The organism is Rhizobium sp. BK275 (assembly GCF_014193555.1).
GTDB lineage: Bacteria > Pseudomonadota > Alphaproteobacteria > Rhizobiales > Rhizobiaceae > Rhizobium.
This window is the reverse complement of the sequence record NZ_JACHZL010000006.1, coordinates 292,414-304,912: the sequence shown is the minus strand read 5'-3', so window position 1 is coordinate 304,912 and position 12,499 is coordinate 292,414. Positions and strand designations below refer to the sequence as shown.

General features: G+C 59.6%; 15 protein-coding genes. 9 read left to right on the top strand and 6 right to left on the bottom strand.

Annotated features, from left to right (window positions below; genetic code table 11):
* Positions 1-140: 140 nt before the first annotated feature.
* A complete protein-coding gene (locus FHT82_RS20415; protein WP_183734505.1) occupies positions 141-713 on the top strand; it encodes an NAD(P)H-dependent oxidoreductase in 573 nt (190 codons plus the stop codon).
* A 42-nt stretch (positions 714-755) separates the two neighbouring features.
* On the opposite strand, the gene FHT82_RS20410 is transcribed toward FHT82_RS20415, so the two are convergent.
* From FHT82_RS20410 to FHT82_RS20395, 4 genes are all read right to left on the bottom strand, one after another.
* Complete coding sequence (locus FHT82_RS20410) at positions 756-1,517, bottom strand: amino acid ABC transporter ATP-binding protein (protein WP_183734504.1); 762 nt, start codon at positions 1,515-1,517, stop codon at positions 756-758.
* Complete coding sequence (locus FHT82_RS20405; RefSeq protein ID WP_183734503.1) at positions 1,514-2,194, bottom strand: amino acid ABC transporter permease; 681 nt, start codon at positions 2,192-2,194, stop codon at positions 1,514-1,516. The genes FHT82_RS20410 and FHT82_RS20405 overlap by 4 nt, the downstream gene beginning before the upstream one ends.
* A gap of 104 nt (positions 2,195-2,298) precedes the next feature.
* On the bottom strand, positions 2,299-3,072 hold the full coding sequence (locus tag FHT82_RS20400; RefSeq protein WP_183734502.1) for an amino acid ABC transporter substrate-binding protein: 774 nt from the start codon (positions 3,070-3,072) through the stop codon (positions 2,299-2,301).
* 154 nt (positions 3,073-3,226) lie between these two features.
* A complete protein-coding gene (locus tag FHT82_RS20395) occupies positions 3,227-4,174 on the bottom strand; it encodes a DMT family transporter (protein WP_183734501.1) in 948 nt (315 codons plus the stop codon).
* Positions 4,175-4,306: 132 nt separating this feature from the next.
* Between FHT82_RS20395 and FHT82_RS20390 the strand changes: the two genes are divergently transcribed.
* The 3 genes from FHT82_RS20390 to ispG all read left to right on the top strand — a co-directional run bounded on the left by FHT82_RS20390 (position 4,307) and on the right by ispG (position 7,680).
* Positions 4,307-5,083: a DeoR/GlpR family DNA-binding transcription regulator gene (locus tag FHT82_RS20390; RefSeq protein ID WP_183734500.1), complete on the top strand. Its 777-nt coding sequence runs from the start codon at positions 4,307-4,309 to the stop codon at positions 5,081-5,083.
* Positions 5,084-5,143: 60 nt separating this feature from the next.
* A complete protein-coding gene (locus FHT82_RS20385; protein ID WP_183734499.1) occupies positions 5,144-6,337 on the top strand; it encodes an MFS transporter in 1,194 nt (397 codons plus the stop codon).
* Between the two features lie 95 nt (positions 6,338-6,432).
* Positions 6,433-7,680 (top strand): flavodoxin-dependent (E)-4-hydroxy-3-methylbut-2-enyl-diphosphate synthase, encoded by a 1,248-nt coding sequence (gene ispG / locus FHT82_RS20380; RefSeq protein WP_183734498.1) that lies wholly within the window; start codon positions 6,433-6,435, stop codon positions 7,678-7,680.
* A gap of 60 nt (positions 7,681-7,740) precedes the next feature.
* Here ispG and FHT82_RS20375 read toward each other — a convergent pair whose 3' ends face one another.
* A complete protein-coding gene (locus FHT82_RS20375) occupies positions 7,741-8,655 on the bottom strand; it encodes a polyprenyl synthetase family protein (protein ID WP_183734497.1) in 915 nt (304 codons plus the stop codon).
* 134 nt (positions 8,656-8,789) lie between these two features.
* On the opposite strand from FHT82_RS20375, the gene mtgA reads away from it, so the two are divergent.
* The 5 genes from mtgA to FHT82_RS20350 all read left to right on the top strand — a co-directional run bounded on the left by mtgA (position 8,790) and on the right by FHT82_RS20350 (position 11,899).
* Entirely contained in the window at positions 8,790-9,527 is a 738-nt protein-coding gene (gene mtgA / locus FHT82_RS20370) for a monofunctional biosynthetic peptidoglycan transglycosylase (protein WP_183734496.1), read from the top strand.
* Positions 9,528-9,622: 95 nt separating this feature from the next.
* The gene (locus FHT82_RS20365) at positions 9,623-10,345 is read left to right on the top strand and encodes a DUF1868 domain-containing protein (protein WP_183734495.1); all 723 of its coding nucleotides are present in this window, start codon (positions 9,623-9,625) and stop codon (positions 10,343-10,345) included.
* A 12-nt stretch (positions 10,346-10,357) separates the two neighbouring features.
* The gene (locus FHT82_RS20360) at positions 10,358-11,005 is read left to right on the top strand and encodes a glutathione S-transferase family protein (protein WP_183734494.1); all 648 of its coding nucleotides are present in this window, start codon (positions 10,358-10,360) and stop codon (positions 11,003-11,005) included.
* A gap of 156 nt (positions 11,006-11,161) precedes the next feature.
* Positions 11,162-11,347: a 50S ribosomal protein L32 gene (rpmF, locus tag FHT82_RS20355; RefSeq protein ID WP_026186748.1), complete on the top strand. Its 186-nt coding sequence runs from the start codon at positions 11,162-11,164 to the stop codon at positions 11,345-11,347.
* Positions 11,348-11,491: 144 nt separating this feature from the next.
* Positions 11,492-11,899 carry a hypothetical protein gene (locus FHT82_RS20350; protein WP_183734493.1) on the top strand — a complete coding sequence of 136 codons (408 nt, stop codon included), beginning with the start codon at positions 11,492-11,494 and terminating at the stop codon, positions 11,897-11,899.
* Here FHT82_RS20350 and phaR read toward each other — a convergent pair.
* Positions 11,894-12,466, bottom strand: coding sequence for a polyhydroxyalkanoate synthesis repressor PhaR (gene phaR, locus FHT82_RS20345; RefSeq protein WP_183734492.1), 573 nt, complete (start codon positions 12,464-12,466; stop codon positions 11,894-11,896). The two genes, FHT82_RS20350 and phaR, sit on opposite strands and share 6 nt — an antisense overlap.
* Positions 12,467-12,499: the final 33 nt, after the last annotated feature.

The window sequence follows — 12,499 nt, the reverse complement described above, 5'->3', positions numbered from 1 at the left end:
CCCGATTGTGTCCGATTGGCTTGTTAAAAAGCTGATTTTTCTGAGAGTTAGCAGCCTTCTCGCCTTGCCGGGCGAGGAGGCTTTCTCATAGAATTCCGCTCTCACCACCAGCCCCCAAGCCCAATCAGGAAAGCATCTCTATGAGCAAGTTGAAGATTGCCGTCATCGTCGGCAGCACGCGCATTGGCCGTTTCGCCGAGCATCCGGCCAAGTGGATCGCCGAACTCGTCGGTCAGCGTTCCGAACTCGAAGTCGAAATTCTCGATCTTCTCGACTACCCCATGCATTTCTTCGGTGAAGCGCGTGCCACCGCGGCGGAAAGCGAAACCGCCGAGCGTTGGAAGAAGAAGCTACGCGAATTCGATGGCTTCATCTTCACGGCCGCCGAATATAATCATGCCCCGACGGCCGTTCTGAAGAACGCGATCGATCTCGGCGAATTCATCCAGAAGCCGGTCGGCTTTGTCGGTTATGGCGGCGTCGGTGGCGCACGCGCGGTCGAGCATCTTCGTCTGGTCTTCGTCGAAATGAGCGCGGCTTCCGTCAAGACGGCCGTTCACATCTCGTTCGGCGAATATCTTTCGGTTCTCAAGGAAGGCAAGAACCTCGGCGACTACGCGCATCTGAACGAAGCCGCCAAGAACCTGCTCGATCAGCTGACCTGGTGGGGCAATGCGCTGAAGGCAGCCCGCGCCGTCGTCACGGCCGCTTAATTGGAATTTCCGTGTGGCGGGATGTTCGCATCCCGGCATTGCTCAGATATCGTAAGTGTGCGCCGCATTGATGGTGGAGATAAAGCGCTTGGTGCGCTCCTTCTCCGGCGTATTGAAGATCGCCCTGGCGCTGCCCGTTTCCACCACGCTGCCGGCTTCCAGAAAAACCACGTCATTGGCAATCTTGGAGGCGAGGCGAAGATCATGGGTCGCCATGACCATGGTCGTGCCTTCACGGGCAAGCTGGCCCAGCACGTCTACCACTTCCGCTGACAGTTCCGGATCAAGCGCAGACGTCGGCTCGTCGCAGAGCAATACGCGCGGCGAAGGCGCGAGAGCGCGGGCGATTGCCACGCGCTGCTGCTGGCCGCCGGAGAGCGTCGAGGGCCAGGCATCGGTCTTGTGTGCCATGCCGACCTTGGTCAGCAGTTCCATGGCGCGTTCGCGCGCCTTTTCCCTTCGCCATTTCAGGACTGTGACCAGACCTTCCATGACGTTTTCGATCGCCGTCTGATGCGGAAATAGCTGAAAGTTCTGGAACACCATGCCAGTCTGGCGACGGATCTTCTGGATTGCCTGCCAGCCGACACGCTTGCCGGGTGCGAAGGAAAGCGTTTCTTCGCCGAGGTGGATTACGCCTGCGGTCGGGATTTCCAGGAGATTGATGCAGCGAAGCAGCGTGCTCTTGCCGCCGCCGGACGGGCCGACGAGAGCGGTAACGCTGCCTTCCGGAATGCGGATGCTGATGTCCTTCAGGATGACGGCGTCACCGAAGCGCTTTTCGATATTGGAAAGCTCGATCATGCATTTGCCTCCAGCATGCCGCCATAACGCGCGAAGCGGCGTTCCAGCCTTTGCTGCAGCGTTGAGAGCACGGAGCTCAGGACGAGATAGATCAGTGCTGCCTCGATATAAAGGATCAATGGCTCGTAAGTGGTGGCGACGATGCGTTGCGCGGCCTGGAAGAGCTCCGGCACGGTGATGGCGGCTGCGAGCGAAGTGTCCTTGACCAGCGAGATGAAGGTGTTCGACAGCGGCGGCACGGCTACGCGGGCGGCTTGCGGCAGAATGGTGCGGCTCATGGCCTGACGCCAGCTCATGCCGATCGAATAGGCCGCTTCCCATTGGCCCTTGGGCACGGAGGAGATGACGGCGCGAATGATTTCGGAGCTGTAGGCGCCGATATTCAGCGTGAAGCCGATCAGGGCCGCCGGAAAGGCATCGAGCAAGATACCGATGCTCGGCAGGCCGTAGAAGATGACGAAGAGCTGGACGAGCAGAGGCGTGCCGCGGATGACCCAGACATAAAAACGGGCAATGGCTGCAACAGGTTCTGGTCCGAAGAGACGGGCGATCGCGGTGATCAGGCCTAGGATCAATCCGAAGGCGAAGGAAAGCAGGGTCAAGGGGATGGTGAAGATCAGCCCCGCCCAGAGGAGCGAGGGAAGCGATTCCGCCATCAGTTGGAGCCAGTGCGGCAAGGGCGTGTCCTCAAGAAAAGACGCGTCCGGCGAGTGTTCGCCGGACGCTTTCTCATGCAGCTATAGATGATATGGCGGCAGCGCGAAACCGCCGGTGTCAGGACTTACTTGGAAACGTCCTGGCCGAAATACTTGTCGGCGATCTTCTTGTAGGTGCCGTCAGCCTTGATGTCGGCGAGCGCCTTGTTAATCGCTTCGAGCAGTTCCGGTTCGCCCTTGCGGATGATAATACCGGAATAGTCAGCATTTTCCTGCTGGGCGACGATCTTCACCGGAGCGTCCGGTTTGTGCTTCTTGAAGTCGAGGAAGGAAAGGCTGTCGTTGATCGTGGCATCGGCGCGCTTCGTCAGCACGAGCTGGATCGACTGGTCGAAGCCGTCGGTGCCGACGAGTTCGGCGCCCGCTTCCGTGGCGAGCTTGCCGAAGTTGCTGGTCAGCGACTGAGCGGCCTTCTTGCCCTTGAGATCGGCGAAGGTCTTGATGCTGTCGTCGCCGTCACGGACGATCAGAACGGCCTTGGAAGCGATATAGGGCTCGGAGAAGTCGTACTTCTGCTTGCGCGCATCGGTAATGCCGACCTGGTTGATGACCGTGTCATAGCGGTTGGCGTCGAGGCCGGCGATCAGGCCGTCCCACTTGCCTTCAACGAACTCTGCCTTGACGCCGAGCTTGGCGGCGACTGCTTCGCCGATCTCCACGTCGAAGCCGACGAGCTTGCCGCTTTCGTCATGATAGGTGAACGGGGCGTAGGTGCCTTCCGTGCCGATCTTGAAGACGCCGGCAGACTTGATGGCGCCGAGGTTTTCGCCGGCATGGGCAGGCAGAAGGGCTGCAGCCTGAATGAGGGCAGCGGCGGCGACGGTTTTCAACCAGTTCATTGTTCTATCCATCCTTGGGAAGAGCGTGTTCGGATGGTTGATACATCGCAGAAAATTGCGGCATCGGAAGCGTAGAAAACTGCAAATAAAAGCGGCAACTGCGAATATTTTTCTCAAGCCGCCATTCTGGTTACGAATCCGGCTGAAACCGGTATCAGGCCGTCGCGCGATGGCGCAGTCTTTCGCTGACGATAATGATCAAACCTGCTCCAAGGATCATGATCGCGCCGACAACGACATTGTACGTCGGAATGTCGGCCCAGATCATGTAGCCAAGGATGAAGGCCCAGACGAGCGAGGTATATTCGAAGGGTGCGAGCACCGAAACCGGCGCCTGACGCATGCCTTCGAAAAGCGCGAACTGGGCGCAGCCGGCAACGACGCCGGTGCCGATGAGCAAGCCGAGTTGTGTGAGAGTCGGCGTCTGCCAGGTATAGATGACGGCGATGCCGGTCATGATGAGAAAGAAGACATTGGAGACGGCTAGCTGGACGATGGTCTTCTCATGCAGCGAGGTCTTACGCAGCAGCACCATGGCCGATGCCCAGAGCACGGCTGCCTGCAGCGCCAGATAGACTGACCAGGAGATGGTCAGGCCGACGGGATTGCAGGCGATGAGCACGCCCACGAAGCCGACGCCCACCGCAAGCCAACGTGCGGGTGTCACTTCTTCTCTCAGGATGAACCAGGCAAGCACGGTGCCGACGACGGGAGCGGCGTAGTAAAGGGTGGTGACTTCGGCGAGTTGCAGGTGGCGTGCGGCGGTATAGTAAGAAAGCCAAGCGCAGAGCAGCAGGATGCTGCGGGCGATCATCGGTTTGATGATCGAAGAGGTGACAGCCTGATGGACAAGCTTGCCGCGGCCATAGGCAAGGCAGCCGACAAGGATCGTGAGGCTGCGGAAAAACAGGATCTGCCAGACGGGGATCGCTGATGTCAAAACCTTGACGATCGCGTCATGGAAGGTGAACGCCATATAGGCTGCTGTCGTGAGCGCGATGCCCAAGCTGACGGAGTTTTTCACGGGAATGCACCAGAGGCGGGATATGCCGGCAGGAATCGGGAATGCCCGATCGATATTCGCGCCCTTGGAGCCGGTCAATAGGCCAGATTTCGCCCTACTGGTGGAGCTTCGTTTCACAATGTCAGAAAACGTGTGACCGTGCATGTTGCATGCACGATCGTCAGCGTTTATGCATGATTATAGGTGTTGATAGATTGATCCGGTAGGAACATGCAGGATTTCCTGTTGCGAGAACGTCAGAGTGTGATTTCCGAGCGGCTCAAGACGCATGGCCGCGTGCTGGCTGCGGAGCTTGCGCTCGAATTCGGAGTCTCTGAAGACACGGTGCGGCGTGACCTGCGCGAGATGGCTGCAGCAGGCCTCTGCGAAAGGGTCTACGGTGGAGCGTTGCCGGTCTCGCCGGCGCGCGGGAGCCTGACCCAGCGCATGAGTTTTGCTGCCGACCGGAAGCAGGCTCTGGCGCGCGCCGCTGCAGGCGAAATCGCCGCCGGCATGACGGTTTTCTTCGATGCCGGCAGCACCAATCTGGCAATCGCCAATGCGTTGCCGGCTGACTTGCCGCTGACTGCAGCGACGAATGCACCGGTGATCGCTGCGGCGCTGATCGAAAAACCTGAAGTCAACGTCATCCTGATCGGCGGCCTGGTCGACCGTCAAACCGGTGGCTCGCTCGGCGCCAAGGCCCTGCGCGACATGGAGCAGCTTTCGCCCGACCTCTGTATTCTGGGCGCCTGCGGCGTCGATATCGAGGCAGGATTGACAGCGTTCGGCTTCGAGGATGCGGAGTTCAAGCGGTTCGCCACATCCAGGAGCAAGCGGGTCATGGTTGCGGCCACATCGGAAAAATTCGGCACAGCAGCGCCGCACAGCGTTTTGCCGGTCGCGCATTGCGAATGCCTTGTCGTGGAGCATGACGCCGATGCTCTCATGCTCGAGGAATACCGTGCACGCGGGTGCCGGACGATCGTTGCGGAGAAGACGGCTTGAGGCCGTCCCTCCTTTTATGGGGATCGGGTAGTCAAGCCCGATGAGAGGAAAGACAAGGAAATGGATAATAACGTGAGCGTGGCTCCGAGGGTGCGGAGCAGCTTTGTCACCAGCAACAGAGCGGCGGTCTCGCTGCTCTTTCTCATGAACGGTTTCGTCATCGGCGGCTGGGCGCCAAAGATTCCTGACTTTGCCGAACGGCTTGATCTCACCAAGTTCGAACTCGGGCTGATGATCCTGGTCTTCGGCCTCGGTTCGCTCGTCATGATGCCGATCGCCGGCGCGCAGATCGCCAAGCATGGCTCGCGGGTTGTCGTGCAGGTACTGGCCGTTTGCCTGTTGCCGATGCTTCTGGCGCTGACGCTGGCTCCCAACGTCATCACAGGGGCGATCTCGCTCTTTCTGTTCGGCGGTTTCATCGGCGCGATGGACGTGGCAATGAACGCCAATGCCGTGGCGGTGGAAAAATCCATGCGCCGTGCCATTATGTCGTCCTGCCATGCCTTCTGGAGTCTCGGCGGTTTGATCGGTTCCGGTCTCGGCGGCCTGGTGATCTCCAAACTCGGTATTCTTGGCCACGCGGAACTGGCGACCGTGCTTGCCGCGATCTTCCTTGCCATCGCCTGGCCGATGATCCTGGCCGACCCGCCGCATCCTGATACCAAGAAGGAGAAGACGAAGCTGCCGATGGTGCCGCTGCCGTGGCTGCTCGGCATTATGGCGCTATTCTGCATGGTGCCGGAAGGTGCGGTCCTGGACTGGGGTGCGCTCTATCTCAGGCAGGAAATGGGTGCGTCGGTCGCCCTCTCCGGCCTCGGCTTTGCGGCCTTCTCGGCGACCATGGCGACCATGCGCTTTGCCGGCGACCTGGTTCGCGACCGTCTCGGTGGCGTCAAGACGCTGCGTATCTGCACCCTGTTTGCGATTGCCGGTATGCTACTTGCGAGCCTTGCGCCAAATGCGGAAATTGCCATCCTCGGCTTCGCGCTTTGCGGGATCGGCATTTCCAACATGGTGCCGATCGCCTTTTCGGCGGCGGGCAATATTCCCGGCCTGAAGCCCGGTATCGCTATCTCCGTCGTGACAACCATGGGTTATTCCGGCATGCTGGTTGCGCCTTCGGTGATCGGCTTCGTGGCTGAACATGTCGGCTTTGCGGCTGTCTTCATGGCGCTGCCGATGCTGCTAGTCGTGGTTCTCGCATTCTCCAAGCTGGCGCGTTATGCCGACGGGGTCTCCGGTGGCGGCCACTGAGCCGCCTCCAAACAAAAGTGATATACGGGGCGGTTGACAAGCCTGCGGGCTTGATCCACCTGAAAGGCTCTGTTTTCCGGGTGTAAGAGCTCTTCATGTCTGCTTTCGATTTCGATCCGAAACCGCGCCGCGCCTCCGTTGCCGTTGATGTCGGCGGCGTCATCGTCGGCGGCGGGGCGCCGGTCGTCGTGCAATCCATGACCAACACCGATACGGCGGATGTGGATTCCACCGTCGCCCAGGTGGCCGCGCTCCATCGCGCCGGTTCTGAGCTTGTCCGGATCACCGTCGACCGTGACGAAAGTGCTGCCGCCGTGCCGAAGATCCGCGAGCGCCTGGCGCGCCTCGGCATGGATGTGCCGCTGATCGGCGACTTCCATTATATCGGCCATAAGCTGCTTGCCGATCATCCGGCCTGCGCCGAGGCTTTGGCGAAATACCGCATCAATCCAGGCAATGTCGGCTTCAAGGACAAGAAGGACAAGCAGTTCGCCGAAATCATCGAGATGGCGATCCGCTACAACAAACCGGTGCGCATCGGCGTCAACTGGGGTTCGCTGGACCAGGAACTGCTGACGCAGCTGATGGACAAGAACCAGGCCGAGGGATCGCCGCTTTCTGCCCGGCAGGTAACGCATGAGGCGATCGTGCAGTCAGCGCTGCTGTCTGCCCAGCTTGCCGAAGAGATCGGCTTGCCGCGCAACCGCATCATCCTTTCGGCAAAGGTCAGCCAGGTTCAGGATCTGATTGCCGTCAATTCGATGCTTGCCGAACGTTCCAACCACGCGCTGCATCTCGGCCTGACCGAAGCCGGCATGGGTACGAAAGGCATCGTCGCTTCTTCGGCTGCCATGGGCTATGTGCTGCAGAACGGCATCGGCGATACGATCCGCATTTCGCTGACGCCGGAGCCGAACGGTGACCGCACCCGCGAGGTGCAGGTGGCGCAGGAATTGCTCCAGGTCATGGGTTTCCGCCAGTTCGTGCCTGTCGTTGCGGCCTGTCCGGGCTGCGGGCGCACGACCTCGACGGTGTTCCAGGAACTCGCCCAGAACATCCAGAGTGACATCCGCAAGAATATGCCGATCTGGCGCGAGAAGTATCCGGGCGTGGAAGCGCTCAATGTCGCGGTCATGGGCTGTATCGTCAACGGACCGGGTGAAAGCAAGCATGCCGATATCGGCATTTCGCTCCCCGGCACCGGCGAGACGCCGGCTGCCCCTGTCTTCATCGACGGCAAGAAGGCCCTGACGCTGCGCGGCCCGAATATCGCTTCGGATTTCGAGGCGCTCGTCATCGACTATATCGAGAAGCGCTTCGGCCGGAAGACGGCGGCGGAGTAATCATTCCGCTTTTCGATGACCTCCAGCCTTCAGGGCTGGATGACGCAGTCTTTTCTCTGTCTAACTCTTGCGTTCGGCCACGAAGTGGGCTGCGGTGATCAACAATGCGGCGCGCTCGCCGTAGGGAGCAAGCAGCTCTTCCGCGTCCTCGACGTGCCGGCGCAACTGCTTCTCCGCCCATTCCATACCGTGGAGCGCCACGAGTGTTCCTTTGCCGCGGGCGGCATCCTTGCCGGTCGCCTTGCCCATCGTCTGGGTATCGGAAGTCAGATCGAGAATATCGTCGGCAAGCTGGAAGGCGAGGCCGATCTTTTCGCCGAAGCCGCGCAGGCGCTCACGGTCTTGCCCAGACGCGCCGGCGATGATGGCGCCGGCCTCGCAGGCGAAGCGGATCAGCGCGCCCGTCTTCATCGCCTGCAGGCGAATGATGCCAGCTTCATTGGGCGTCTGCGTTTCCGCTGCAAGATCAAGGACCTGTCCGCCGGCCATGCCGCCGAGGCCAGCGGCGCGGGCGATCGCCAACACAAGTTCCGTCTTGCTGCGGTCCGGCAGGTCAGTTTCCGGGGCGGCGATGATGTCGAACGCGTAGGTCAGCAGGCTGTCGCCGGCCAGAATGGCGGTCGCTTCGTCGAATTTGATGTGTACGGTCGGCTTGCCGCGGCGCAGGTCGTCGTCGTCCATAGCCGGCAGATCGTCGTGAACGAGTGAATAGCAATGGATGCATTCGAGTGCCGCACCGACGCGAAGCGCGGCCTGCCTGTTGCCGCCGAGAAGTGCTGCGCTTTCCACGACGAGGAAGGGGCGCAGGCGTTTGCCGCCATTCAGGACGGCGTAGTGCATGGCGCTACGCAGGAGGTCGGGACGAGCGATCTCGTCGGACAGTACGGTAGGAGAGAGCAGGAGATCGAGCAGCGCCTCGATCTCGGCGGCACTGCTTTTCAACCGTGTCTCGAATGTTTCCCGCTTTGCGTCCATGCGCGCTCTTTGGCACGGCAGAACGGCTGCTGGCAACGGAATTGTCGATCACCGCGTCAAGATTTCCGCCGCACTCTGGCAATGCGGGTTTTCAGGCGGTATGACAACGACCAGGGCGAAATCGGACTGGGACATTGGATATAGCGCCGCAGACAGAGGAAAGCGTCGAGGCGCCGGTTCACCGGCGTTGGCTTGGAGACCGTCAGGTGCTGAAACGCATTGTTCTTGCCGTTCTGGCGGTACTGCTTTTGCCCTATGTGCTGATTTTTGTCTATCTGCTGCCCTTCATCCATCCGGTTTCGACGCTGATGCTGCGCGATCTCATGCTTCTGCGCGGTTACGACCGGCAGTGGGTGTCGATCGATGACGTCGCGCCTGTTCTCGTGCAGTCGGTGATGATGTCAGAAGACGGGCAATATTGCTTTCATGGCGGCGTCGACTGGGGCGAGATGCGCATGCTGGTCGAAGACACGCTGAAGGGCCAGGAGACTCGCGGCGGCAGCACGATCCCCATGCAGACGGCGAAGAACCTCTTCCTCTGGAACAGCCGCTCCTTCATCCGCAAGGGATTGGAACTGCCACTGGCCGTTGGTTCCGATTTCGTCTGGTCGAAGCGGCGGCTGATGGAGATTTATCTCAATATCGCCGAATGGGGGCCGGGCATCTACGGTATCGAGGCGGCTGCGCAATATCACTTCAAGGTGCCTGCCTCGAAACTTACACGCCGACAGGCATCGTTGCTTGCGGTTTCTCTGCCGAACCCGATCGACCGCAATGCCGGAAAACCCGGGCGAGGCCTGCGCAGGCTTGCTGCGCTCATCGAGCGGCGGGCGCAGGGTTCGGGCGATTACATCAAGTGCATCTATGATTGATATCAGAACGTGTCGTTGGAAGAGGCAAGCGTCATCTGACATTCTTGGTTTTGCCATATGGGCGATACATCAGCAACCAAAGCCCCGAGTCGCCCATGACATCTACGACGCTTTCGCCCGAGCTTCTCCACTATTCGAAGACCCACAATCCCGCTCCGCCAGCGCATCTCGGCTCCCGCTACCGCAAACTCGCGGGCTTCCTGCCGGAGCAGGGCAACACGATCGTCTGCCATCCCCCGAGGGGCTCACAAACGCTGCAGGTGCTGATCGAAGCGCGTGAGAAATATCTGGCGATGCCGGAGGCAGCGCAATTCATCTTCACTCCGATCACCAGCCTCCACATGACGCTTTTCGAAGGCGTGATCGAGACCGGCCGCAAGAAGAACCACTGGCCCGATGATATTCCACTCGATGCGCCGATCGATGACATGACGGAGCTCATGGCGGCACGGCTCGAAGGTTTCACGATGTTCGATCCCTTCAAGGTAGCGATCGTCGAAGCCCGTCCGTCCGGCCTGCTTCTCGATGGCGCGACAGAGGGTGACCGCAAGGTGATGCGCGCCTGGCGCGATGCATTCGCAGATCTCCTGGGTTATCGTCAGCCCAACCATGAGCACTACAAGTTCCACATGACCTTTGCCTACCCGATCGAGCGGCTGGAAGACAAGGCACTGCCGCGCTGGCAGGCAATGCTCGACGAGGTGACAGAGTATATCCGCACCAAGGCGCCTGTGCTGGAACTCAATCCGCCGGCCTTCTGCGTGTTCGAGGATATGAACCACTTCCACGAAGTGCTGATTTTCGATTTCGAACCCTGACAGGAGAACACCATGAACAAGCTGACGCTTTACATCGCCAACAAGAACTATTCTTCCTGGTCGTTCCGGCCGTGGATGGCGCTGATGGGCGTCGGCATCGATTTCGAGGAGGTGTTGATCCCCTTCGACTATCCAGGTGGTAACCCCAACATCAAGGCGGTCTCGCCGAGCGGCCATGTGCCCCTGCTGCAGCATGGTGCGCTGAAGATCTGGGAATCCTTCGCGATTATCGAATATGTGGCCGAGCTTTTTCCCGAAGCAGGATTGCTGCCTGGGGATCGTGCCGAGCGGGCGCTTGGCCGTTCGGTTTCCTTGGAGATGCTTTCGAGTTTCCGGGCATTGCGCAGCGCCTGCCCGATGAATATCCGCCGGCCGAAAGGCAAGATCGCACTTCCCGACGGGGTTTCCGCCGATATCAGCCGTATCGAGACGATCTGGCGCGATCTTCTGCAAAAATCCGGTGGCCCGTTCCTCTTCGGTGAATTCAGCGGGGTAGACGCGATGTTTGCGCCCGTCGTTAATCGCTTCGATATATATGATCTCGTCAGCGGCAAGGATACACTGGCCTATATGGATGCGATGAAGGCGCACCCGGCTTGGCGGAGATGGGAAGAGGCGGCCCGCGCCGAGCCGTGGATCGTGCCGGAAGACGAGGTCTGATCAGAGAATCAGCCGCATCGCAAAAAATCCATATGGGGACTGGTCAAGGTCGCCCCTTGCATGTATAAGCGCGCAAAATTTCCGAAATCGCGACATGTCCGTTTCGGCCGCCAGTCTGGCCGTGGGAATGTTTTGCCCGCAAGTGGAGTAAGAGAAATGGCTGTACCGAAGAGAAAAACGAGCCCGTCCAAGCGCGGCATGCGCCGTTCGGCTGATGCGCTGAAGGCTCCGACCTACGTTGAAGACAAGAACTCCGGCGAACTGCGCCGCCCGCACCATATCGATCTGAAGACCGGTATGTACCGTGGCCGCCAGGTTCTGACGCCGAAGGAAAACGCATAAATTCCATGCGGCTTGTCCGATGAGAGCTTTGAAGGCCGGCTTGACGCCGGCCTTTTTCTTTTCAAGATATCATAATCTTCGATGCCTTGAAGTGAGACGGTAATGTCAGGCAGTATTCCCTGGAGGTTAGGGAGATTTTTCTGCATGATTACCGCAATACCGCTGATGGTTATTCCATTTATTCTTTACAATCTGGCGATGCTGGGCCTGATGGGTGGTGGCGGAATTCCCTCGCTCCAGCACGACGTGGTCGTGCTGTCGATGCTCTCAGGCGCGATGTGGAGCATGGCGCTCGGCGATCTCTTCATCGTCGTGGCGCTCGTCGTGCTTTTCTTGGAGATCCTGAAGGCGACCCGGAACGGTTCCGGCAACCTGATCAATCATATGCTGTCGATGCTGGTCTTCATCGCCTTCCTGGTCGAGTTTCTTCTCGTCCGGGACGCGGCGACCCAGGTCTTCTTCATTCTGATGACCATTGCGCTGATCGACGTGATCGGCGGCTTTGCAGTGTCGATCCGCAGCGCCGGCCGGGACGTCTCGATCGGCCTATAGGCTGTCGAGCTTGTTCTGCAGCGCGCGAAGCTGTTCCTTCAGCTCGTCGATGTCCTTGGCCTCCGCCTTGCGGGTTTCCTTGGGCGGCGGCGTCATGAAGGGCGAGAACATCTGCATGGCCTGCTGGAACATCTCGGTGTTCCGGCGGACCTGATCCTCGATCATCTGCATGGGAAGCTGAAGGTTTTTGCCGAGCGGCGTTTCGCCGAAAGCGCGGTTCACCTGCTCGCGGATCTGCGACTGCTGTTCCGTGAATGCACGCATGGAATGCTCCAGGAAGCTCGGAACGACCATCTGCATCTGGTCACCATAGTAGGTGATGAGCTGACGCAGGAAGGAGATCGGAAGCAGCGTGTTGCCGGTCTTCGATTCCTGCTCGAAAATAATCTGGGTCAATACCGAATGCGTGATGTCGTCACCGCTTTTGGCGTCCTGGACGACAAAGTCCTCCCCCTTCTTCACCATCTCCGCCAGGTCTTCCAGCGTCACATAGGTGCTGGTGCCCGTATTGTATAAGCGGCGATTGGCATATTTCTTGATTACGATCTGACCCTCGGTCTTTGCCATATCAGTCTCCGAACCCCCATCTGATTGTATGTA